Genomic DNA, 22,515 nt, shown 5'->3' with positions numbered 1-22,515 from the left:
CAAAAAATAGCGACAATTCATGAAATATATGAATTGCCGCTCAATGAGTTTTGGATGATTATCTGATTTTAATGACTTTATGATAAGTTATATAATTTTATTTTTTCTGATGTTGAACTTTTATTATCTCAACAACTAATTCTGATGCTTTGATCAGTTCCTCAACAGGAATCCTTTCAGAAGTCGTATGAATGTTTTCGTACCCAAGTCCTAAAACTACCGTTTGAATTCCCTTGCCGTTAAAGACATTGCCGTCACTGCCGCCCCCAAGAGAGATGAAATCAGCCTTGCGGCCAATATTTTCAATAGCCTGCTGAACTGTGGCGACCACTTCTGAATCCAATTCTGCATGAAGGTGATCATACATCAGCTCAATACTGACTTCTGCCCTTCCGCCGAGGTTTTCTGCTGCGTTTTGGAACGCCTCTTTCATATGTGCTGCCTGCCGCTCCATCTTTTCAGGACTCAAGCTGCGTGCTTCTGCAAGAACATAGGCGTAATCGGCAACGATGTTCGTTGCGCTGCCGCCTTCGATCCGTCCGACATTAGCGGTTGTTTCATCATCTATTCTTCCGAGTGTCATCTGACTGACCGCTTTAGCTGCAATATTGATTGCACTGACACCTTCTTCAGGCGCTACACCGGCATGGGCTGTTTTACCATGAAGATGCGCTTCTACTTTACTTTGTGTCGGGGCTGTCGTTACAACAGTGCCGACCTTGCCAGTTGAATCTATAGCGTAGCCGAATTTACTTTTTAAGAGACTGGTATCAAAAGCTTTCGCCCCTACAAGTCCGGATTCCTCCCCGACAGTGATGACGATTTCAATGTCTCCATGCGGCATATCGTTTTCAGTGATGACGTGAAGTGCTTCTATAATTGCAGCAATCCCTGCTTTGTCGTCACTGCCCAGAATAGTTGTACCATCTGAAACGATATATTCTCCGTCAATTTGTGGTTTGATGCCGAGTCCGGGAGTGACGGTGTCCATATGGACTGTAAAATAAACCGGTTCGATATCCGGCTCCCCTTTTAATCTGATGAGGAGGTTCCCGGCACCGTGGCCTGTCTCTTCTGTCGTGTCATCTTCTATGACTTCGACATCAAATCGTTTGAAATAGTCTTTTAAATAATCCGCGATTTTCCTTTCATTCCCTGATTCTGAATCCACTTTTAACATTTCGAAAAATTGATTGATTAAACGGTCGTTATTCATAGCAGTTCCTTTCCGATAAATATTGATTGTCATATACGAGTGTAATATACTATTTATAGTAATTTATTTGAGGATGATATTAATGCAAAACAAGAAAGTAAGACTGTTTATTATCTGGTTTATGGTATTTCTGATTGTTATATCCGGCTTATTGTTCGGTATCAGCATGCTGACAGCTGTTTAACTAAATTAAAGAGGTCCTTATAGGACCTCTTTTTTTATACTTCTTCACAATGTTCTTCGAACCATGCCTGTAAATTTGTAATTACGCTCATCGTCTCATGACCTTCGATTTCGTGTCTTTCAATCATATCGACAACTTTGCCGTCTTTAAACAGTGCAAATGATGGTGATGACGGTAAATAATCAGGTGCTTTGTCCCGGACGTGTTCTGTAGCATCTTTATCCTGTCCTGCAAATACAGTGAGCAGCTGTGTTGGCAACTTGTCATAATTCAATGCATGTTTTGCAGCAGGACGTGCTATACCGCCGGCACAACCGCAGACAGAGTTGACCATTACAAGTGAGGTACCCTCTTTATTCAAATACTGATCAACTTCATCAGGTGTTGTCAGTTCTGTGTATCCGGACTCGCGCATTTCACTGCGGGCTGTAGTGACAATGTCGTTCATATACAAATTAAAATCCATATTGCTCATATCGAATCTCTCCTTATAAAAATAAACCTTACCATAGGATAAGGTTTATAATATTATCTTTAAATTTAGTTTATCTTTAAAAATATGCTTTGTAAAGGTTAATACACCGAAGTATGTTCAGCTGAAATCTTTTCTATTTTTTCTTTTACAGTCTTCAGGAATTGACCTGCAACAAGACCATCCAAAATTCTGTGGTCGATTGACAGACATAAGTTCACCATGTCGCGGACTGCAATCATATCATCGATGATTACCGGTTTTTTAACAATGGACTCGACTTGTAAAATTGCGGCCTGAGGATGATTGATAATCCCCATCGACTGGACAGAACCGAATGCGCCGGTATTATTGACGGTGAAAGTTCCGCCTGACATATGAGCGCTCGTCAACTTGTGTTCTCTTCCAAGAGATGCGAGTTCATTCACCTGCTTGGCTATGCCTTTAATCGTCAGTTCATCTGCATTTTTAATGACAGGCACATAAAGTTTATCGTCACTTGCTACAGCAATGGATATATTAATATCCTTATTGACAACTATTTTATCACCCTGCCACGAACTGTTCAGAATCGGATATTCTTTAAGTGTCTCTGCAACGGCTTTTACAAAGAAACTGAAGAAAGTTAAATTAAAACCTTCAGTCTCCTTGAATTTATTCTTTAACTGATTGCGCGTATTCACCAGATTCGTTGCGTCCACTTCCATCATCAGCCAGGCATGAGGGATTTCCGTAGAGGATTGGACCATCTTATTAGCTATCGCAGCCCTGACACCACTCACAGGGATTTCCTCTTCCGGCGTTACACGGGTACTTTCTTCCGTCACTGGAGAAGTTTCACTTTTCACCGGCTCAGACGTTTTTTCAGCTTTCCCTTTAGCCAATGATGGATCTTCGATTACTTTTAAAATATCTTTCTTGGTAATACGGCCGTTAAAGCCTGTGCCCTTAACTTGATTCAAATCGATATCATGCTCACCTGCAAGACGCATTACTACAGGTGAAATCCGTGCACCTTCAGGCTTTTCCACTTTTGATACTGATGTTTTTTCTTCAGCATCTTCTTCAGCCGGCTCTGATTCCGGTATCGCATCAATGGGACCTTCATCAGTATCTGTTTCTTCTTCAGACTCACCATCTGTTGTTATTGTACAGATCGGCACACCGACTTCTACCGTTTCACCTTCCTGTACGAGTATTTCACCGATAGTCCCGTCAAATACTGAAGGTACTTCGGCTGTCACTTTATCAGTGATGACTTCACATATCGGATCATACTCTTCAATCGTATCTCCCGGTGACACAAGCCATTTTTCAATCGTACCTTCAGTAACACTTTCACCAAGTTTCGGCATTTTAATTTCTGTCACTGTTTCCCCTCCTCTAGTGCTCGATCAATTCCAGCATTTTTTCTTCAATTTTCTCAGGATTCACCATGAAAAAGTCTTCCATTGGCGGTGCATATGGCATAGCCGGTACGTCGGGACCGGCTAGTCTCATAATCGGCGCATCTAAATCATATAAACAATTTTCACCGATAATGGCCGATACTTCACTCATGATGCTTCCTTCAAGATTATCTTCAGTGACCAGCAATACTTTTCCGGTCTTTTTAGCAGAAGCGATGATACTTTCCTTATCCAGAGGATAAACGGTTCTCAAATCCAGTATTTCAACATCATGGCCGTCCTTTGAAAGCCGTTCGGCGGCCTGGAGTGCATAATTGACACACAGACCGTAAGTGATGACAGTAATATCTTCACCGGAACGCTTAACATCAGCCTTTCCGATCGGCACCGTGTAATCCCCTTCCGGCACCTCTTCTTTTAGTAGTCGGTAGGCTTTCTTATGCTCAAAATAAAGTACCGGGTCATTATCTCTGATTGCAGATATCAGCAGACCTTTCGCATCGCTCGGAGTTGACGGAATAACCACCTTCAAGCCCGGCGTGGATGCGAATATGGATTCGATTGACTGTGAATGATACAGTGCGCCATGAATACCGCCGCCGAATGGTGCGCGTATGACCATCGGGCAATTCCAGTCACCGTTGGAACGATATCTGATCTTTGCGGCCTCACTGAGAATCTGGTTGGTTGCGGGCAAGATATATTCTGCGAACTGAATCTCAGCTACGGGGCGTTTCCCCATCATGGCAGCACCGATACCGGTACCCACGATATTTGATTCCGCAAGCGGTGTATCCATACACCTCATTTCACCGTACTTTTCCTGCAGACCATCTGTGACTTTGAACACTCCGCCTTTTTTACCGATGTCTTCACCAAGGATGAAAACATCATCGTCTTTCCCCATTTCAAAATCCAAAGCATTATGAATTGCCTGGAGATAAGATATTTTAGCCATTGTTTACCTCCTCGTACACATTCTTAAGCGCATCTTCCGCTTTTGGATATGGTGCAGCTTCCGCTTCTTTGGTCGCGTCTTTGATAATTACTTTCAGCTCATCTTCTATTTCCACAAACCAGGAGTCTTCAGCTATATCATTTTCAACCATGTATTTTTTCAAATGGACGATACAGTCCGCTTCTTTGTTTTTCTCGCGTTCTTCGATTGCACGGTAAGAGTCATCATCATCAGATGAATGGGCAGTCAGTCTTGTGGACATTGCTTCAATCAGCGAAGCCCCTTCTCCCTTGATGGCTCTTTCACGTGCTTTTTTCATCACTTCATAAACAGCGAACGGATCATTGCCGTCCACCCGTTCACCGTGTATGCCGTAGCCGATGGCCCTGTCTGAAAGTTTCTCAGCGGCATATTGGAGTTTCGCCGGTACACTGATTGCATATTCATTGTTTTCGATTAAACAGATGACAGGCAGTTTATGCACGCCTGCAAAGTTCAGACCTTCATGAAAATCACCCTGACTCGTCGAACCTTCTCCTAAAGTGGTCAGCGCCACTCTTTTTTCATTATCCATCTTAAATTTATATGCTGCCCCGACAGCATGGAGAACCTGAGTGGTCACTGTTGAACCTTGAGTCAAAATATTGTTCTCTTTTTTACTGAAATGACCGGGCATCTGACGGCCGCCGCTTTGGATGTCACCTTCTTTTGCAAAGGCAGATAACATCGTTTCCAGTGGTGTCATGCCAAAATGTGTGACCAGCGCCAGATCTCTGTAATAAGGACTGAGTACATCCACTTCCTTATCGAGTGCATAAGCCGCACCGACTTGGGTCGCTTCCTGCCCTTGACATGATATTACAAATGGCAGTTTCCCCGCCCTGTTCAACAGCCACATTCTTTCATCCATTTTTCTCGACAGTAACATTGTACGGTACATTTCTTTAACATCATCCGTTGTTAAGCCGACTTCTTTATGATCTCTCATGCTTTACCTCCTTAAACATGTATAGCCATTCCTTCAGCATCCAGCCCAAGTTCCATTAAAATCTCAGAAATAGACGGATGGGCATGAACACTGGTTCCGAGTTCCAATGCTGAAGCATCTAAAAATTGCGCGAGGGCAACTTCGTTTATCAATTCAGTCACTTTTGGCCCTACCAGGCTGACACCCAGTATATCCTTTGTTTCCGGATCAACCAGAATTTTTCCGAACCCATTCTTATTACCTTCGACCACAGCTTTTCCTATTGCATTCAATGGGATCTTATGTGACTTGTAAGAGACATCCCGTGCCTTTAAATCTGCTTCGGTGCGGCCGATCGACGCGACTTCCGGAGAAGTGTAGATACATCTCGGCACCTGGTTGTAATCCAGCTGGTACGGTTCACTGTCAGTCATGTGTGTCACCGCATTAATCGCTTCTTTTGAAGCGACATGAGCAAGCTGAAGATTGCCTATACAATCACCGACAGCATATATATTTTTGTCTTTGGTCTGATAATACTCATTTGTTTTAATAAAGCCATTGTCCATTTCGATTTTAGTATTGGTAATACCGATATCATCAATATTCGGACTTCTACCTATCGCCACCAGCACTTTATCAAATGTCATTTCATTATCCAAGCTGAATTTTACTGAGCGGTCCTCAAGCTTCACATTGTTTTCATCCAGGCTGACGCCGGTCTCAAAGTGAACGCCTTTGTCCGTCAGTGATTTCTTCAGCGTGCTGCTCACATCTTTATCTTCAGCCGGCAGTAAATTATCGCCCGCTTCAAGCACCGTCACTTCTGAACCAAGGTCATTTAATAAACTTGCAAACTCAAGGCCGATGACGCCGCCACCGATAATTGCAATCCTTTCAGGTATGTCCTCAAGCTCCATCATATCATCACTGGATAGGACCAGGTCATGATCAAATGGCAGGAATGGCAGTTCACGCGGTTTTGAGCCGGTGCTGATCAGTACATTCTGATTGACCAGTATTTCACTCTCGGCCTCATCGTCGTACGGATCTTCGACCGCAACCGTTCCCGCCATCGGAGAAAACAGTGAAGGACCTAAAATTCTGCCATGGCCTTCAAAGATATCTATTTTATTTTTTTTCATCAAATAATGGATGCCCTTATACATCTGGTCGACCACTTTATTTTTACTGTCAACAATATTCTTCATTTGAAAAGTCGGACTTTCACTGTCGATCCCGAACTCAGAAGCATTCTTCATGACAGATACGACTTCCGCTGATTTTAAAAATGATTTTGTCGGGATACATCCTTTGTGTAAACATGTCCCGCCCAATTTGGCGCTTTCAACCACTGCTGTTTTCATCCCGAGCTGAGAGGCTTTGATTGCTGCGACATAACCTGCTGTTCCGCCGCCTAAAACGACTAAATCATACTGATTTGCCATATGTTGTCCCCCTTAGGTATATTCTTTCAGTTCTTCTTCTCCGGTGAGTACACGGTAAGCACCTTCTGCCAGTGCCTGCATTTCTTCTTCTCCCGGATAAATTTCAATATCACCGATAAATTCAATATACGGTGTAATCAGATCGATCAGAAATTTACTGTAGGCGAGACCCCCAGTAAATAAAATACCATCGACGTCCCCTTTTAATACAGCGGCTCTGGAGCCTATTTCCTTGGCAATCTGTACACTGAGCGAGTGATATATATCAAGTGCATATTGATCACCCGCCAGTGCTTCCTGTTCTATTTCAAGGGCATCTTCTGTGCCTTTAAGCGATATGAAACCGCCCTGTTTGCTGATGATTGTACTGATGTCATCCAAAGTCAGCTGATTATCCAGTACATACTTTGCAAAAGCACGGTTTGGCAGTGCACCGCTTCTTGTCGGACTCATCGGTCCATCACCATACAGGCCGTCATTCACATCAATGACCCTGCCCTTTTCATGGGCCCCGACAGTAATACCGCCGCCCATATGAACAACAATGACGTTGACCTCAGTATAATTCCTGCCGATTTTCTTTGCAAAATTACGTGCCACTGCCTTTTGATTCAGTGCATGGAATATGGAAATTCTGTTAATACCCTTTAAACCCGTCATCCTTACTTCGTCAATCAGTTCATCGACGACTACGGGATCCGTTATCGTTGCCTCGATATCGTGTTCCTTGCCGAGGTCATGGGCAATGATGGCACTCAGGTTGGACGCATGTTCCCCGTGGGTAAAGCCTGTCAGTTCATCCACCATCAGTTTATTCACCCCGTAAGTGCCGCCATCGATCGGTTTTAACAACCCGCCTCTGGCACTTATGCTGTCCATTTGTTCAATGTCGATATTATTGTCCTCCAAAAATTCATGGATTGATTTCAACCTGAAGGGCACCTGTTCCAACAGCGGCATCCTGACCTGTGATGTCGCATGTCTTAAAGTATCACTGCTGACTCCTTTCGTATCCTCAAAGTATGCGACCTTTGTGGATGTGCTTCCTAAGTTCAATACTAATATTTTAAAAGTCATAAGCTTTTTATTATCCTTTGTGGAATTGATTCTTCTCATTCAGTGAGAATGTGCTTTTCACGCGCATCATCTGATCGATGCGGTTTTCAGCCAGACGGTCTGCAGCTTCTGCAGTGGAGATGTTGTCCTCTTTTGCAATGCTGAAGATTTTATCCATCTGATTGTATATTTCTTTGACTTTTTGAACCGCTCTTTCTTCATTGTACCCCTCAAGTTCATCTGCAACATTAACGACGCCGCCGCTGTTGACGACATAGTCCGGTGCATACACGATGCCTTTTTCAGCCAACTTTTCACTGTGCTTCACATCATCCTCAAGCTGGTTGTTCGCACTTCCGCAAATTGCCTTTACTTTCATCTGAGGAATTGTGTCGTCGTTTAAAATGCCGCCGAGTGCACATGGTGCAAATATATCAGCTTCTACACCGTATATTTCATCCAGTCCGACCGCTGTAGCGCCGTAACTTTCAACAGCACGATCGACGGCTTCCTGGTTGATATCCGTGACGACGAGTTTTGCACCTTCTTCATGCAGGTATCCGCACATCGTATAAGCAACATTGCCGACCCCCTGGACTGCGATGGTTTTCCCTTTTAACGAGTCGTCGCCAAACGCTTCTTTGGCAGTACGTTTCATCGCCATGTATACGCCAAGTGCAGTTTTAGGGCTCGGGTCTCCGCCGGAACCGTATGACTCACTGATGCCGCAGACATATGGCGTCTCCTGATAAATAAGATCCATATCCTGTACAGTGGTATTGACATCTTCAGCAGTGATGTAACGGCCGCCAAGACTGTTTATATATCTGCCCAGCGCTCTGAAGAACGCTTCTGATTTATCCTTTTTGGCATCTCCGATAATGACAGTTTTACCGCCGCCAAGATTAAGTCCTGCTGCTGCATTTTTATATGTCATCCCTCTTGCCAGTCTTAAAACGTCTGTGATGGCTTCTTCTTCAGTTTCATAATTCCACATTCTTGCACCGCCGAGTGCAGGTCCAAGAGTAGTATCATGTATACAGATGATTGCTTTCAAGCCGCTCACTTCATCGTAACAAAAAACCAGTTGCTCATAATCATTGTGTGCCATTTCTTCGAATATCATTATAAAACTCTCCTTGTATATGAATAATTAAGTTATAGATTTCATCGCCAGACATATCGAATTATATTTATCTTCCGCACTGTCGGCCCGGGAAGTTAAAACAATTGGAATTTTAGCGCCAAGAATTGTGGAGGCTACTCTCGAACCGGCAGAATAGACTAAAGACTTGTACAATATGTTTCCGGCTTCAATTTGAGGTGCGATGAGTATATCGGCATCGCCCGCGACTTCGGACCGGATTCCTTTTGTCGCCGCTGCTGTTTTAGAGACAGCCAGGTCATATTGAAGCGGCCCATCTATAAGTGCTTCATCTCCATTATAACTATTAATTATATTTTCGGCCTCTAAAGTAGTCGATATTTTAGGATTAATCTTTTCAACTGCGGAAAGTATAGCCACTTTAGGCAGTTGAATATTTAATTTTCGAGCAAAATCCACTGCATTATTTATAATTAATTTCTTCTCTTCCGTCCCCGGTGTTATGTTCATCGCAGCATCTGTGAGTAAAATTGATTTATGGTAATTCGGCAAATCAAAAACCGCAATATGACTGAGCAGTTTGCTGTCAATCAGATCGTGTTCTTTATTCAGCACCTCTTTCAAAATGGCCGAAGTGGAAATCAGACCTTTCATCAATATATTACAAGTTTTATCCGCCACCAGTTTCACTGCATATGTTGCTGCTTCCTGATCATTTTCAACATTATGTATAATAATATTTGGATGATTCAAGTATTTTCCATCTATCGACTCAATCAGTTCTCTGAGCGTCTTTTCATCATCCACGAGATGAGCGATAATTCCATATGAATCGACCAGCTTAAATACCGGACGGAGCACATCTTCGGATGCTGCGCGAGAAACTGAAAGCGCAACCATTTCAGTATTAAATTGACTGAAAATTTCATCGAATTCCATTAACTTCCTTCCCCCCTTTTATTTTTATTATACATACTCAAACCGGAAATTACACAAAAAACCCGATATGTGGAATATTAAGAATTTTTGTTGAATTGAACAAATTAATTGAACATTGTATAATGACTAGGACATTAAGATTGGGTGAGTGGAATGCAAAAAATAATAGCACTGTTAATACTGGTCATACCCGCGGTACTCGCAGGTGTGGGCGTGAAATTAATGCGTGACAGCATGTTCGGGGTCCTGAATGATCCATTTACAATGACTGCGGTGCAGTTCATTGTCGGGCTCGTTTTGTCAATCGCAGGTATATGGTTCATCGGCGGATATATTTTACACCGCGAACAAAAAAATAAACGGGCCGCAGAACGTTTCCAGAAAAAAGAAAACACAACTGTTGATAAAGATTAATCAACAGTTGTGTTTGTTTTTATTAAAGAACGGGCATTCAGGAGTGCTGCTTCTGTAACATCCTGGCCGCTCAGCATTCTTGCGATTTCATAAACATGGTCGTCATCCGTCAGATACTCAGTATTGGTGATCGTACGGCCTTTTTCACTATCCTTCGAAATATACAGATGCTGGTCGGAAATGGCTGCCGCCTGAGGGAGATGAGAAATAACAAGCACTTGCCTGCCTCTTGAAAGAATCTTCATTTTCTCTGCCATCTTCGTAGCTACCCCGCCGCTGACACCTGTATCGATTTCGTCCAGAATCAACAGTGACTGCTGATCATACTCCGTAAATATTGATTTGATGGCGAGCATTACTCTGGACATTTCACCGCCTGAAGCGACTTTATTCATCTCTTTTAACGGCTCACCTCTATTGGTGGAAATCATGAATTGAATGTCACTGTATCCCAATTGATGAAATTTGCCCTGCTTGATTTTTATCTCAAAATCAACCTCGGACATTTCCAGATCCATCAGCTCTTTTTGAATTCTGCTTTCCAAAAAGTGCTTTCGTTCATTCCTGAAATTATGAAGTGCCTTGGCATTTTGTTCCATATTATCAAGCAACGCCTCTTTTTCAGAATTCAATTTTTCAAATGAATGGGATATGTTTTCAAGCTCCTGAATATTATCATCCAACTCATCCATATATAGGATTAACTCTTCATATGTTTTATTATACTTCCGCTTTAAAAAGTTGATACTGTTCAATCTCGTCTGAATATCATTCAGTCTCTGCTCATCATAGTCCATCGAAGCAATACTTGATGTAATATGTGACTCCAGTTCCTGAATGATGAAATAACTGTCCATAATCGTAGGACCGTACTGTTTAAATTCTGAATTATATTGGGACAGGGATTCCAGCTGTTGATTCAAATCATACAATGTCCCCTGCGGGCTTCTCTCTGATGAAAGGATATCCTTTATAAACCTTAATGAATCGAATACTTTTTCAAAATTCATCAGATATTCCAGTTCTTCTTCGAGCTCACTCTCTTCATTCTCTTTCAATTCGAGTGCGGAAATTTCCTGGAATTGATGTTGATAAAGTTCCAGCGACTCAATTCTGTTACGGTCCCTGTATTCCAGTTCCTCTATCTTTTGTGTGATGGCCAGATAATCACTGTAGTCTTTCTGATAGCTGTCAAAAATAGCTTCGTTCTGAATATCCAAAAATTTGTCCAGATAAAGTATGTGCTTTCCTTTATCGAGCGCATCCTGCTGTGAAGACTGCGCAAAAATACTCACAACTTCTTCCATGATAGTACGCAGCTGGGTCAAAGTAATCATATGATTATTGATTTTTATAATACTTTTTTTGTTCTGCATTATTTCACGACGAACGATATAAAGCTCATCCTGACCAATATTAAATTGATCCAGTAAATCACTGATACGTGGTGTATCCGGAAAATCAAACACACCTTCTATCAAAGAACCTTCGGTATCATATCTTATATCATCCTGTGAAGCTCGTTTGCCATACAAGTAATTGATCGCTTCGATAATCATACTTTTACCCGCGCCCGATTCCCCTGATAATACTGTCAGGCCATTATGAAAATCGAGTTCTATATTCTCCAGTATCGCAAAGTTTTTAATATTTAAACGTAAGAGCACTTACAACACTCCTATTTATCAGATCAGATTAAATATCCGATCTCTGATTGCTTTTTGTGAATCTTCGTTACGGCAGATCAACAGGCATGTATCATCTCCGCAAATTGTTCCGATGACTTCTTCCCATTCCAGCTGGTCAATGATTGCACCGATGGATTGTGCGTTGCCGGGAAGTGTCTTCAAAACGAGGAGATTCTCAGTATAATCCAGTTTAACGAAACTATCCATCAAATACCGCCCCAATTTCTCCAAAGGATGGTACTTGCGGTCTTTTGGCAGACTGTATACATACGCCCCCGTAGGTGTCGGCACCTTTATCAGCTGAAGCTCCTTAATATCTCTTGAAACAGTTGCTTGTGTCACATTAAAATTATAATCATTGAGCATTGTTACGAGATCTTCCTGAGTTTCAATCTTATTGTTTGTAATGATCTCTCTGATCTTTATTTGTCTGATTGATTTGTTTGACATCGTTATCCCCCATATTAAAAGCATGTATATTTATACATATAATATCACAGCTCACTAAAAAAGTGCACTAAAAAAGACATTCACCTATAAAATAGATTGAATGTCTTTATCAGTAATATGATTTTTTATGCTTTTTTCATGAGTTAAATAAAGTAGGTATTCCTGGTTGCCTTTCGTTCCCTTCACTTTTGATCTGACAATCGCTTCAGGATGAAATTCCAACGCATTACATTCTTTTATTACCCGTTCAATTACATTTTTATGAGTCGTTAAAGATGTAATTATGCCGCTTTCCTCCCGTTCTTCAAGAAAACTCTCAAATTGGGGTTTAATCAGGGCAACAATTTCAAATTCGTGATCAAATAACTCACTGATATGCCTTAATATGGGAACGATTGATGTAAAAGAAACATCAATCGTCATTATACCTGGGCGGTGAATGAAATCTTTTCTTACTGTACTTTTGAAATTCGTCTGCTCTTTTACAATGACATCAGGATGCACTCTTAATTTATAATCCAGTTGGTTTGTACCGACATCCACTGCGTAAATAAGTGATGCGCCATTTTGCAGGGCACAGTCGGTGAACCCGCCGGTTGAACTCCCGATATCGACCATGACCTTACCGGCCAGTTCTATATTAAAAGACTCGATCGCATGTTTAAATTTCAGGCCCCCTCTGGAAACAAAAGGTTTGATATTTTTAAACCTGATATCTGCTTTGTCCGGACGTATCATCTCAGAAGGTTTATAAACCGGTTGGTTATTGTTCAATACTTTGCCGGCCATTATGATCCTTCTGATTTCATCTACTGTGCCGATATTGTAATTGGATTCGATAAAATCATCAATACGTACTTTTTTCATGTTTTGTTCCTACTAGTCTGACAGCCTGATCAGCAACATTGCCGGCACTTATGCCGATATCCTCAAGTAACAGGTTGACATCCCCGTGTTCGATATACTCATTATCTATACCAATTCTTTTAATTTTATTTGTATAGTGGTTATCACTCAGGAATGTAGCTATCATACTGCCGAGTCCGCCCGTCAGCATTGATTCTTCAACGACGACGAGTGGTGTTCCGGCCCGGCCGATTTTATGAAGATAGTCCTCATCAAGCGGTTTTATGAATCTTGCGTTCACCACACCTGCTTCAATACCTTTCTTCTCAAGGTAATTTGCAGCTTCTGTTGCAAGTGATACGGTCGGGCCGAATGAGATGATGTGTACCTCAGAGCCTTCCTGCAGTGTTTCCCACTCACCTACACTGAATGGTTCTCTCGGGATATTCATATCCACACCTTTTACATTGCCTCGCGGATATCTTAGGGCAACCGGTCCCTCATGACTGAAAGCGAGCTCAATCATCTGTTCAGCTTCGAATTCATCCCTTGGCATCATTAATGTCATATTCGGCAACGGCGAAATGAAACTTATATCAAAGACTCCCTGGTGGGTCTCGCCGTCCGCACCAACCAGACCGCTTCTGTCAATGCCGATGAAGACATTCAAATTTTGACGGTCTACGTCATGCAGCAGCTGGTCATATCCTCTCTGTAAAAAGGTGGAGTATATCGCAAGGTAAGGTTTCATTCCATTAGTCGCAAGTCCTGCGGACATTGTAACAGCATGCTGTTCAGCAATGCCGACATCGAAAAATTGGTTCGGCAGCTCATTTTGAAATTTTGTCAATTTACTGCCGACAGGCATTGCAGGCGTAATTGCTACAATCCTTTTATCAGCTTTCGCTTTATCCAGAACGGAGTTTGACATAAACTCACTCCAGGAAACAGTCGGTTTACTGCCGAGCACTTCACCTGTTTCAATTTTATAAGGACCGAGGCCGTGCCATGTGCCAAGTTTATCATCTTCTGCGGGATGATACCCTTTACCTTTTTTAGTAATAACATGGACGACTACCGGGCCCTTATAATCCTTGGCAGACTGCATCGCCTGTTCAAGATCTTCAAAATCATGACCGTCTACCGGGCCGATATATTTAATTCCGAGCTCCTCAAAGAAAATGCCCTCTACAACCAAATATTTCAAGCTGTCTTTTATCCGGTCGGCAACATCTCTTAACCTTGATCCGACCTGCGGCATTTTTTGAATTGCATCTTCTATATCATATTTGAATCTGTTGTAATTGGTATTTGTTCTGATTCTGCCCAGCATATTGTGCATTGCACCGACATTCGGGGCGATACTCATTTCATTATCATTCAAAATGATTGTCATGTCTGTCTTATCTGAACCAATATGGTTCAAAGCTTCCAGGGCCATTCCGCCGGTCAGCGCGCCATCCCCGATAATCGGAACGACTTGATAATCTTCTTCTTTGATATCTCTCGCTTTGGCAATGCCCATTGCTGCTGATAAGGAAGTGCTTGAGTGCCCAGCTTCCCATACATCATGTTCAGATTCCCTTAATTTAGGAAATCCGCATAAACCTTTATATTGTCTAAGTGTCTCGAATTGATCGATACGACCTGTTAAAATTTTATGAATATATGCCTGGTGTCCAACATCAAATATAAATTTATCCTCTGGTGAATTAAAATGCTTATGGAGTGCGATTGAAAGTTCGACAACTCCCAGGTTTGCACCAATGTGCCCACCGGTTTGAGAACACGATTGAATCAAGAACTCCCTGACATCCTGAGCCAGTGATTCCAACTGATTTACATTCATATTTTTCAAAAATTTTGGATCTTCAATTTTAAAAAGATTCATAATACATCCAACCTTTAAATTTACTGTTTTTAATTATAACATTACTAACAGTATCTAAGATACAATAAGTTCCGACAATTTAATTGTCTCTTACTGCAAATTTATTAAGTACATTTTCAAGTTCATCAACATTAATTACGTCACTGACAGATTCTAATTCTTTTTTGGCGAGAGAAACTCTCCTGTCCATCTGTTCCATGGCACCATCAAGTCCAAAGGTGCTGACATAAGTGACTTTATCCTTACGCGCATCGCTGCCGATATTCTTACCTGTGAGTTCAACATCACCGGTGACATCCAGAATATCATCTCTGATTTGGAAAATGATACCAAGATGATCAGCAAACTTCAAAAGATGAAACGCTGTTTTTTCATCTGCATCTGCAATGATTGTAGCAGCTTTTACAGGGGCGCTGATTAATTTACCAGTCTTGTAGCTGTGTATCTGTTCCAGCTCTTCAAATGATATTTTATTATTTTCTGCTTCTATATCAAGCATCTGTCCACCTATCATACCATTTTGGCCGGCAGATTTTGAAATCATCTGTATAAGTTCCAATTGATCAGCTGTGGATAATTTCTTATCATTGGCGATTAAATTGAAACTCTCCGTAAGCAGATTATCCCCTGCAAGTATCGCGGCAGCTTCACCAAAAATTTTATGGTTGGTTGGATTTCCTCTTCTCAGATCGTCATCATCCATTGCCGGCAAATCGTCATGTATTAGAGAGTATGTATGAATCATTTCTATCGCACCAGCTGTTTTCAACCCGGAATCAAGCGGTACACCGAAAGCATCCAGGACTGCAAAAAGCAAATACGGACGGAATCTTTTGCCGCCTGATTTAATGGAATACTTACTCGCATCCATTATAGTCTTAGAAACATGATTTTCTTCAAGGTGTGTCAATATGACATCGTCTATTTTCTTAATATGGTAATCGATATTATTCATCATTGCTGTCCTTATTCAGAGTCTCCACTTTCAACTCTGCATCTTTCAGTATTTTTTCACATTCACGGGACAGTTCTACACCTTTTTTGTATAGTTCAAGTGATTTTTCCAATGATACATCATCATTTTCCAATTCTTTAACAATACCGTCCAGCTTATTCATTTTTTCCTCAAAGGATTCAGTCTTTTGTTCACTCATCATTGTTCACCTCTATTACTTTGGATAGTATATTTCCTCTATGGAAATGGCTCATAATCATATCATCTTCTTTAATATTACCAGCATCTTTAATGACTTCATCATCTTTAGTAGTGTATGAATAACCCCGCTTCAATACAGATGTCGGACTTAATGAATCAAGCATTTCAATTTTATTCAATAAATTTCTTCTGCTGTTTTTATTGATTTGAACCATTGAATGATTTAAGTCGTCGTACAATCCCGACAGCTCGTTTTTATACACATTGATGTTCGGCATTGGAGACAGATGATTTAAACTGGATTGAATATGTTTCAATCCATATGTATGTTCTTTAAAAGATTGATTGAAGTTTGAAAATAATTTGTCCTTTTGATTAATGAGCCGCTCGGTCTGCTGATCATACAACAATGAAGGCGTCTTAAATTTATAAAAATCTGCAAGACTGCTTAACAACTGCTTCTTATATTGTATGCTCTGCATAATATCCCGTGTGAATTTCAGTTCAGTTTCTTTAAGTCGCTGGATAATGTCCTGATAGAAAGGGACGGCCAGTTCTGCAGCAGCAGTCGGAGTCGGCGCTCTTAAGTCTGAAATGTAATCCACCAGAGTTGTATCCGTTTCATGTCCCACGCCGGTTATAACAGGAGTTGTCGTGTTAAAGACCGTGAGCGCCACTTCTTTTTCATTGAAGGTCCATAAGTCTTCAATAGAACCGCCGCCGCGTGCAAGTATGATCAGATCAGCATCTAGTGTATCTGCGTATGCCAATTGATCAATCACATCATTTTTACTTTCCGAACCTTGCATAAGAGTATTTAACACTTGTAGCTTTACGAGAGGATAACGTCTTTCAAACGTTGTAATCATGTCTTTTACAGCCGCACTGGTGGCTGAACTGATCAGAACGATATTCTCAGGATATTCGGGTATCGGCTTTTTATGCGCCTGATCGAAATACCCTTTTTGCGAAAGCTCCTTTTTATCTTTTTCCAATTGTTCAAAAAGTTGGCCCACGCCGTCTATTTGGATATCTTCCGCATAAATCTGATATTGACCGGTGTTTTCAAAAATGCTGATTCTGCCGGATATCAGTACTTTCTGTCCTTCAACAGGTTCAAATGTAAGTTTGTCCGCAGCGGATTTAAACATTATACCCCGGATGACAGCACGTCCATCTTTAAGGGCAAAATATAAATGGCCGCTCGAATGCAGCTTAACATTGGATAATTCACCTGTAACAAAGACCCGTCGTAAATACGGGTCTTGGTCAAATTTATATTTTAAATATTTTGTTAAAGCTTTTACGGATAAATATTTATTGTTTTCCATCACTATTTTTCATCCATTTCTTCTAATAAATCAGGAAAGTTTTTAAGCACTCCGTTTACAAATTTATAACTGTCTTTATCGCCATATAACTTTATGATTTTAACCGCCTCATTAATTACCACTCTTGGCGGAGAATCCTGCAACAATAATTCAGATATTGCCATTCGTAAAACATTTCGTTCAGCTTTGGAGATTCTCTCCAAAGTATAGTTTTTCAAATGTTTGCTGATATTGTCATTAACATTTTCCTTGTTGTCTACATAATAACTGACAACATCTTTTATATATGGGTTGTCGTCAAGAAGATCATAAAATGCTGCTTCGTTCAGCTGCACGGCATCGTGATCTATTTGAAAGAGTATTTGAAATATTTTTTTCCGTTGTTCATGTCTGTTCATAAAAACACCAATCCATCTTTATTTAATGATATTCACAATGTGAACATTTATTTCTTTAACCTGTTGCTCCAACATAGTGTGTAAAGTTTGATTGACATTAGACTGGATGTTCTCAGCAACTTTATGAACGTTTACACCTTCTTTTAATACTACGTATGCCGATAAGATAACTTCATCGTCTTTTATATCGACACGCACACCGCGGCCGCGATATTTTTTTCCGAGCTTTTCTATATTACCACTTGCGAAATTGTTTTGTAAACTGTGTACACCCGGTGTCTCTGTCACCGCGATGCTTGTTATCACTTCTATCACTTCAGGAGAAATATTAATAACACCTAAATTGGAATTTTGTGTTGAAATCTTCACTGTCATCACCTCTTGATATTATTATAACATGATATCATTTAAGGCTAAAAAATTTGTGTTGTAATTATTGTTGATAAAGTCATCATTTTTCAATAAATTCAGGTGGAACGGTATCGTCGTATCGATGCCGCCGATAATGAACTCCCCTAGTGCACGTTTTGAAATCTGAACGACCTCTTCACGTGATTCACCGTGGACGATCAATTTTGCAATCATGGAGTCGTAATACGGGGGTATCGTATAACCGCTGTAACATGCCGTATCCATTCTGACACCAAACCCGCCGGGGGTGATGAAGTTTGTAATTTTACCAGCGGAAGGCATGAAGTTTTTAGACGGGTTCTCTGCATTGATACGATATTCGATTGCATGACCGTTGAATGTGATATCTTCCTGTTTGAAAGGAATCTCTTCCCTCATTGCGATTTTAATCTGCATTTTGACCAGGTCGATTCCGGTAATCATCTCTGTTACCGGATGCTCAACCTGTATCCTTGTATTCATTTCCATGAAATAAAATTCATCATCGTTCAAATCATATATGAACTCTATTGTTCCCGCACCGATGTAATCTATGCTTTTCGCCGCAGTCACTGCAGTATCGCCCATCGCTTTCCGTTTTTCTTCTGACAGGATGGGGCTCGGTGCCTCTTCAACAAGCTTTTGCATTCTTCTTTGTATCGTACAGTCGCGTTCGCCCAGATGAACGACGTTTCCGTGGTAGTCACCGAGCACCTGTATCTCTATATGACGGAAGTTTTCAATATACTTTTCTATATACAGGCTTTTATTGCCAAAGGCACTTTCAGCTTCCTGCTCCGTCATCTTATAATTCTGGACGAGTTCTTCTTCGTTACGAGCGACACGGATACCTTTACCGCCGCCGCCGTAGCTTGCTTTAATTATGACCGGATAGCCTACTGAAGATGCAATCTCTTTTGCATCATCCACCGACTGCACGACCCCGTCGCTTCCCGGTACCGTCGGAACGCCTGCCTTTTCCATAGTGTTCTTGGCAATGTCTTTGACGCCCATGAGCGAAATCGTTTCATACATCGGACCGATGAATATCAGATTTGATGCTTCGCACATTTCTGCAAAGTCACTGTTTTCAGCAAGGAAACCGTAACCGGGATGAATCGCATCACAGCCTGTTTTATTGGCGATGGTAATGATGCTGATCATATCCAGATAACTGTCTTTCGACAGCTTTGGTCCTATGCAGTACGATTCTGTGGCAAGTTTCCGGTGAAGGCTGTCTTTATCTGCTTCAGAATAAATACTTACGGATTCAATCCCCAGCTCACTGCATGCACGAATGATTCGTACTGCAATTTCGCCACGGTTGGCAACTAATACTTTTTTAATCATAGGACTCTGAACAATGGCTGATCGTATTCAACCATATCTCCGTCATCAACAAGAATCTCTACAATTTCACCGGAAGTTTCAGCCTGGATTTCATTGAATAGTTTCATCGCTTCCAAAATACACACTACTGAGTCATTGGACACATTGTCGCCAACTGCTATAAAAGGCTCAGACTCCGGAGAAGGCGCCTTGTAAAAAGTACCTACCATCGGCGCTTTGATCAACTTGCCTTCTTTTTCAGCCGGTTCACTTTCAGGCGCCTGACTGGTTTGCTGCGGTGCGACATTTGTAGCCTGTTTTGCAGGTACTTCCATTACTTCCCGCGGTGCTTCTTTTTTCAATTTGATATCGACGTCACCGTCTTTATAAGACAGTTCCGACAAAGATGCTTTTTCCATACGTTCAATTAATTTATCAAGATTATCAATATTCATAGCAATACTCCTTAAGGAAATTTCTTTATATAATTTTACTTCAGTGGTCATACCAATTCAAGTAAAAATAATAAAAGCAGAGAAAACTCTGCTTTTATGCTCTGGATACGTACGCACCCTCGTCTGTATTAATTACTAAAACATCACCTTGATTGACAAAAAGTGGGACCTGGATCGTTAAACCTGTCTCAAGTGTCGCTTCTTTTGTAGCACCTGTTGCAGTATCACCTTTGATGCCCGGTTCAGACTCTGTCACTTTCAGTTCAACCGTTTTCGGCAGTTGGACTCCCAGAGTTTCACCTTCATACATGATGATAGTGACATTCATATTTTCCTGTAGAAACTTCAGCTCATGTTCCAATTGGTCGGCCTGAAGCTCAACCTGGTCATAAGTATTGTTATCCATGAACACGTGGCTGTTTCCGTCCGCATATAAATATTGCATCTTTCTGTTATCAATTTGGGCTTTGCCTACTTTTTCGCCTGCTCTGAAAGTTTTTTCCTGAATCGCGCCTGATCTTAAGTTTCTAAGTTTACTGCGTACAAAAGCAGCACCCTTACCTGGCTTTACGTGCTGGAAATCTACAACCCTCCAAATACTGCCGTCTGTTTCAATTGTTAATCCTGTTTTCAAATCATTTACTGATATCACTGTATCTTCCTCCTCAAGTTTATATAATAAATAAATCTTTTGAACTGTGGGTCAGTTTTTCAAGACCTTTATCCGTTACCAGACAGTCATCTTCTATTCTGACTCCGCCTACATCGTCGACATATATACCCGGTTCGATCGTAACGCACATGTTTTCTTCAAGAATGGTTTCACTGCTTTTGGCAAGTGCCGGCCCTTCATGAACTTCAAGCCCGAAACCATGACCGAGTGAATGTCCGAAATTATCTCCGTAACCATAAGATGTGATGATATCACGCGCAACTTTATCAGCCTCTGAACCTGTCATTCCATTTTTAATATCATCCAGCGACTTCAGCTGTGATTCGAGTACTATATCATATATTTTTTCCATTTCATCGGAAACCTCGCCCACACCGAAAGAACGGGTGATATCAGAGGCGTATCCTTTGTAGTATGCACCGAAATCCAAAGTGACCATATCGCCGACTTCTATTATTTTATCCGAAGCAACGCCGTGTGGCAATGCACCGCGGTAACCGCTCGCGACAATCGTGTCAAAACTCGCACCGCTTGCTCCCAATTTGGTCATGTAACCTTCAAGTTCATTCTTGACCTGCATCTCACTAATACCCGGTTGAACATACTTTAAAATATACTCATAGGATTCATCGGCAATTTCACATGCCTTCTTGATCAGTTCCAATTCATCCGAAGTTTTATACATCCTGATTTTTTCCACTTCATTAGTCAAGGGCACAAGATCGAAGTTATCGGCAAACTTCTTGTATGTGTTGAAGTTGACATGTGCGCCTTCAAAACCGACAGTTTTTAGATTTTTTTCTTTTAGAAATTTGATGATGAAATCTATCAGACCTTTTTGCTGCAATACAAATTCAAAGTCTTCAGCCTCATTTTGAGCCTGGGCATTATATCTGAAATCCGATATTAAATATTTTTCATTTTCAGTTATGATGACCGCGCCGCTGGAACCTGTGAAATTAGAAAGGTATCTTCTGTTGTACGGGCTCATCACAAGCAGCGCATCCAGTTTTTCTCTCTTAATCAAATCATGTACTTTTTCGTATTTAATCATCTTTTCACCTCAAAATAGATTTTGCAGTTTCAAATATCCTTTTTCATTTATAAGTATGACATAACATGTTAAAATAATAAAATGATGTTAGGGAGATAAAGTATGAAAAAATCAATCTTTTTATTCACAGTAATATTCACTCTCGCTTCGTGCGGCAGCCCATCTGCTGAAGAACAGCTGTCATCTGCCGAGACCGAGAAAGAAGAATTGGAAGAATTGCTTCAAACCGAAACAGTTAAGCTGGAAAGAAACTCCATGAAGCTGGAAACATTGGAAAATGAAATCTCTCAGGCAGAGACATCACAAAATGATGACAATGTTAAACAATATATAGATATCGTTGATGAATATTCAAATTCATTAGTCGCTGAGCTGGAATCACTCAATAGCCTGATCCAGAAAGACAGTGGTTCAGACAATTACAATAATCTAAATGAGAACATCGACCCGATCATTCAAAATATCGATGACACAATCAGCACTTATGAATCCGAAGTCGGCAATCTTGAATTGAATGAAACCTTGATGAGGAAGCATACCTCACTTGATGTTGCACACGCAGACATGACCGGTGCTCTAGAACAAATAAAAACCGGTGCTGCAAACAATGATACGAAAGCTGTTAAAGAAGGCATAACAGCTTTAAACAGTATTAGTGAATTCTATTAATAGAAAGTAGCGAGGAA

The 22,515-nt window shown here is 41.1% G+C and carries 25 protein-coding genes; 3 read left to right on the top strand and 22 right to left on the bottom strand.

The window, feature by feature from the left end:
- Nucleotides 1-97: 97 nt before the first annotated feature.
- On the bottom strand, nt 98-1,216 hold the full coding sequence (locus tag BO48_RS01955; protein WP_496365742.1) for a M20/M25/M40 family metallo-hydrolase: 1,119 nt from the start codon (nt 1,214-1,216) through the stop codon (nt 98-100).
- 82 nt (nt 1,217-1,298) lie between these two features.
- On the opposite strand from BO48_RS01955, the gene prli42 reads away from it, so the two are divergent.
- Nucleotides 1,299-1,400 carry a stressosome-associated protein Prli42 gene (gene prli42 / locus BO48_RS01950; RefSeq protein WP_496365741.1) on the top strand — a complete coding sequence of 34 codons (102 nt, stop codon included), beginning with the start codon at nt 1,299-1,301 and terminating at the stop codon, nt 1,398-1,400.
- Nucleotides 1,401-1,434: 34 nt separating this feature from the next.
- Here the strand turns inward: prli42 and BO48_RS01945 are convergent, their stop codons facing one another.
- The 8 genes from BO48_RS01945 to BO48_RS01910 all read right to left on the bottom strand — a co-directional run bounded on the left by BO48_RS01945 (nt 1,435) and on the right by BO48_RS01910 (nt 9,754).
- A complete protein-coding gene (locus BO48_RS01945) occupies nt 1,435-1,866 on the bottom strand; it encodes a BrxA/BrxB family bacilliredoxin (protein WP_052257037.1) in 432 nt (143 codons plus the stop codon).
- 107 nt (nt 1,867-1,973) lie between these two features.
- Complete coding sequence (locus BO48_RS01940) at nt 1,974-3,227, bottom strand: dihydrolipoamide acetyltransferase family protein (RefSeq protein WP_496365833.1); 1,254 nt, start codon at nt 3,225-3,227, stop codon at nt 1,974-1,976.
- 28 nt (nt 3,228-3,255) lie between these two features.
- Nucleotides 3,256-4,239, bottom strand: coding sequence for an alpha-ketoacid dehydrogenase subunit beta (locus BO48_RS01935; RefSeq protein ID WP_496365740.1), 984 nt, complete (start codon nt 4,237-4,239; stop codon nt 3,256-3,258).
- Entirely contained in the window at nt 4,232-5,227 is a 996-nt protein-coding gene (locus BO48_RS01930) for a thiamine pyrophosphate-dependent dehydrogenase E1 component subunit alpha (protein WP_496365739.1), read from the bottom strand. Before BO48_RS01930 ends, BO48_RS01935 begins: the two co-directional genes overlap by 8 nt.
- Nucleotides 5,228-5,238: 11 nt before the next feature.
- The gene (gene lpdA, locus BO48_RS01925) at nt 5,239-6,654 is read right to left on the bottom strand and encodes a dihydrolipoyl dehydrogenase (protein ID WP_496365738.1); all 1,416 of its coding nucleotides are present in this window, start codon (nt 6,652-6,654) and stop codon (nt 5,239-5,241) included.
- 12 nt (nt 6,655-6,666) lie between these two features.
- Nucleotides 6,667-7,731, bottom strand: a complete 1,065-nt coding sequence (buk, locus tag BO48_RS01920) for a butyrate kinase (protein ID WP_496365737.1) — start codon at nt 7,729-7,731, stop codon at nt 6,667-6,669.
- Between the two features lie 10 nt (nt 7,732-7,741).
- Nucleotides 7,742-8,836 carry a Leu/Phe/Val dehydrogenase gene (locus BO48_RS01915; RefSeq protein ID WP_496365736.1) on the bottom strand — a complete coding sequence of 365 codons (1,095 nt, stop codon included), beginning with the start codon at nt 8,834-8,836 and terminating at the stop codon, nt 7,742-7,744.
- A gap of 27 nt (nt 8,837-8,863) precedes the next feature.
- A complete protein-coding gene (locus tag BO48_RS01910; protein WP_496365735.1) occupies nt 8,864-9,754 on the bottom strand; it encodes a phosphate acyltransferase in 891 nt (296 codons plus the stop codon).
- Nucleotides 9,755-9,907: 153 nt separating this feature from the next.
- On the opposite strand from BO48_RS01910, the gene BO48_RS01905 reads away from it, so the two are divergent.
- The gene (locus BO48_RS01905) at nt 9,908-10,168 is read left to right on the top strand and encodes a DUF2627 domain-containing protein (RefSeq protein ID WP_496365734.1); all 261 of its coding nucleotides are present in this window, start codon (nt 9,908-9,910) and stop codon (nt 10,166-10,168) included.
- Here BO48_RS01905 and recN read toward each other — a convergent pair.
- The 13 genes from recN to BO48_RS01840 form a co-directional block, all read right to left on the bottom strand.
- A complete protein-coding gene (gene recN, locus BO48_RS01900) occupies nt 10,165-11,835 on the bottom strand; it encodes a DNA repair protein RecN (RefSeq protein ID WP_496365733.1) in 1,671 nt (556 codons plus the stop codon). The genes BO48_RS01905 and recN overlap by 4 nt on opposite strands.
- Nucleotides 11,836-11,853: 18 nt before the next feature.
- A complete protein-coding gene (gene ahrC, locus BO48_RS01895; RefSeq protein WP_092984970.1) occupies nt 11,854-12,306 on the bottom strand; it encodes a transcriptional regulator AhrC/ArgR in 453 nt (150 codons plus the stop codon).
- An 84-nt stretch (nt 12,307-12,390) separates the two neighbouring features.
- On the bottom strand, nt 12,391-13,173 hold the full coding sequence (locus BO48_RS01890) for a TlyA family RNA methyltransferase (protein WP_496365732.1): 783 nt from the start codon (nt 13,171-13,173) through the stop codon (nt 12,391-12,393).
- Nucleotides 13,154-15,043 (bottom strand): 1-deoxy-D-xylulose-5-phosphate synthase, encoded by a 1,890-nt coding sequence (gene dxs, locus BO48_RS01885; RefSeq protein ID WP_496365731.1) that lies wholly within the window; start codon nt 15,041-15,043, stop codon nt 13,154-13,156. Before dxs ends, BO48_RS01890 begins: the two co-directional genes overlap by 20 nt.
- A gap of 79 nt (nt 15,044-15,122) precedes the next feature.
- Nucleotides 15,123-15,998 (bottom strand): polyprenyl synthetase family protein, encoded by an 876-nt coding sequence (locus tag BO48_RS01880; protein WP_496365730.1) that lies wholly within the window; start codon nt 15,996-15,998, stop codon nt 15,123-15,125.
- The gene (xseB, locus tag BO48_RS01875) at nt 15,991-16,197 is read right to left on the bottom strand and encodes an exodeoxyribonuclease VII small subunit (RefSeq protein ID WP_496365729.1); all 207 of its coding nucleotides are present in this window, start codon (nt 16,195-16,197) and stop codon (nt 15,991-15,993) included. Before xseB ends, BO48_RS01880 begins: the two co-directional genes overlap by 8 nt.
- Nucleotides 16,190-17,530: an exodeoxyribonuclease VII large subunit gene (xseA, locus tag BO48_RS01870; protein ID WP_496365728.1), complete on the bottom strand. Its 1,341-nt coding sequence runs from the start codon at nt 17,528-17,530 to the stop codon at nt 16,190-16,192. Before xseA ends, xseB begins: the two co-directional genes overlap by 8 nt.
- A 2-nt stretch (nt 17,531-17,532) precedes the next feature.
- A complete protein-coding gene (nusB, locus tag BO48_RS01865; RefSeq protein ID WP_496365727.1) occupies nt 17,533-17,928 on the bottom strand; it encodes a transcription antitermination factor NusB in 396 nt (131 codons plus the stop codon).
- 18 nt (nt 17,929-17,946) lie between these two features.
- Nucleotides 17,947-18,297 carry an Asp23/Gls24 family envelope stress response protein gene (locus BO48_RS01860; RefSeq protein ID WP_496365726.1) on the bottom strand — a complete coding sequence of 117 codons (351 nt, stop codon included), beginning with the start codon at nt 18,295-18,297 and terminating at the stop codon, nt 17,947-17,949.
- A gap of 21 nt (nt 18,298-18,318) precedes the next feature.
- A complete protein-coding gene (accC, locus tag BO48_RS01855; protein ID WP_496365832.1) occupies nt 18,319-19,665 on the bottom strand; it encodes an acetyl-CoA carboxylase biotin carboxylase subunit in 1,347 nt (448 codons plus the stop codon).
- Nucleotides 19,665-20,102 carry an acetyl-CoA carboxylase biotin carboxyl carrier protein gene (accB, locus tag BO48_RS01850; RefSeq protein ID WP_496365725.1) on the bottom strand — a complete coding sequence of 146 codons (438 nt, stop codon included), beginning with the start codon at nt 20,100-20,102 and terminating at the stop codon, nt 19,665-19,667. Before accB ends, accC begins: the two co-directional genes overlap by 1 nt.
- 94 nt (nt 20,103-20,196) lie before the next feature.
- Entirely contained in the window at nt 20,197-20,754 is a 558-nt protein-coding gene (gene efp / locus BO48_RS01845; RefSeq protein WP_496365724.1) for an elongation factor P, read from the bottom strand.
- A gap of 19 nt (nt 20,755-20,773) precedes the next feature.
- Nucleotides 20,774-21,829, bottom strand: coding sequence for a M24 family metallopeptidase (locus tag BO48_RS01840; protein WP_496365723.1), 1,056 nt, complete (start codon nt 21,827-21,829; stop codon nt 20,774-20,776).
- Between the two features lie 102 nt (nt 21,830-21,931).
- On the opposite strand from BO48_RS01840, the gene BO48_RS01835 reads away from it, so the two are divergent.
- Nucleotides 21,932-22,498 (top strand): hypothetical protein, encoded by a 567-nt coding sequence (locus tag BO48_RS01835; RefSeq protein ID WP_496365722.1) that lies wholly within the window; start codon nt 21,932-21,934, stop codon nt 22,496-22,498.
- The last annotated feature ends 17 nt before the right edge of the window (nt 22,499-22,515 follow it).

This window comes from Lacicoccus kunmingensis DSM 17847 (genome assembly GCF_059568765.1).
This window is presented reverse-complemented; position numbering and strand designations above follow the sequence as displayed.

What these genes read in the sequence shown, in the direction of transcription:
- BO48_RS01955 (WP_496365742.1), bottom strand. Translation starts at nt 1,216, where the DNA reads ATGAATAACGACCGTTTAATCAATCAATTTTTCGAAATGTTAAAAGTG.
- xseA (WP_496365728.1), bottom strand. Translation starts at nt 17,530, where the DNA reads ATGGAAAACAATAAATATTTATCCGTAAAAGCTTTAACAAAATATTTA.
- BO48_RS01835 (WP_496365722.1), top strand. Translation starts at nt 21,932, where the DNA reads ATGAAAAAATCAATCTTTTTATTCACAGTAATATTCACTCTCGCTTCG.
- nusB (WP_496365727.1), bottom strand. Translation starts at nt 17,928, where the DNA reads ATGAACAGACATGAACAACGGAAAAAAATATTTCAAATACTCTTTCAA.
- BO48_RS01930 (WP_496365739.1), bottom strand. Translation starts at nt 5,227, where the DNA reads ATGAGAGATCATAAAGAAGTCGGCTTAACAACGGATGATGTTAAAGAA.
- BO48_RS01910 (WP_496365735.1), bottom strand. Translation starts at nt 9,754, where the DNA reads ATGGAATTCGATGAAATTTTCAGTCAATTTAATACTGAAATGGTTGCG.
- buk (WP_496365737.1), bottom strand. Translation starts at nt 7,731, where the DNA reads ATGACTTTTAAAATATTAGTATTGAACTTAGGAAGCACATCCACAAAG.
- BO48_RS01905 (WP_496365734.1), top strand. Translation starts at nt 9,908, where the DNA reads ATGCAAAAAATAATAGCACTGTTAATACTGGTCATACCCGCGGTACTC.
- BO48_RS01880 (WP_496365730.1), bottom strand. Translation starts at nt 15,998, where the DNA reads ATGAATAATATCGATTACCATATTAAGAAAATAGACGATGTCATATTG.
- dxs (WP_496365731.1), bottom strand. Translation starts at nt 15,043, where the DNA reads ATGAATCTTTTTAAAATTGAAGATCCAAAATTTTTGAAAAATATGAAT.
- ahrC (WP_092984970.1), bottom strand. Translation starts at nt 12,306, where the DNA reads ATGTCAAACAAATCAATCAGACAAATAAAGATCAGAGAGATCATTACA.
- lpdA (WP_496365738.1), bottom strand. Translation starts at nt 6,654, where the DNA reads ATGGCAAATCAGTATGATTTAGTCGTTTTAGGCGGCGGAACAGCAGGT.
- BO48_RS01940 (WP_496365833.1), bottom strand. Translation starts at nt 3,227, where the DNA reads ATGCCGAAACTTGGTGAAAGTGTTACTGAAGGTACGATTGAAAAATGG.
- xseB (WP_496365729.1), bottom strand. Translation starts at nt 16,197, where the DNA reads ATGAGTGAACAAAAGACTGAATCCTTTGAGGAAAAAATGAATAAGCTG.
- BO48_RS01945 (WP_052257037.1), bottom strand. Translation starts at nt 1,866, where the DNA reads ATGGATTTTAATTTGTATATGAACGACATTGTCACTACAGCCCGCAGT.
- BO48_RS01840 (WP_496365723.1), bottom strand. Translation starts at nt 21,829, where the DNA reads ATGATTAAATACGAAAAAGTACATGATTTGATTAAGAGAGAAAAACTG.
- BO48_RS01915 (WP_496365736.1), bottom strand. Translation starts at nt 8,836, where the DNA reads ATGATATTCGAAGAAATGGCACACAATGATTATGAGCAACTGGTTTTT.
- BO48_RS01935 (WP_496365740.1), bottom strand. Translation starts at nt 4,239, where the DNA reads ATGGCTAAAATATCTTATCTCCAGGCAATTCATAATGCTTTGGATTTT.
- BO48_RS01890 (WP_496365732.1), bottom strand. Translation starts at nt 13,173, where the DNA reads ATGAAAAAAGTACGTATTGATGATTTTATCGAATCCAATTACAATATC.
- accB (WP_496365725.1), bottom strand. Translation starts at nt 20,102, where the DNA reads ATGAATATTGATAATCTTGATAAATTAATTGAACGTATGGAAAAAGCA.
- prli42 (WP_496365741.1), top strand. Translation starts at nt 1,299, where the DNA reads ATGCAAAACAAGAAAGTAAGACTGTTTATTATCTGGTTTATGGTATTT.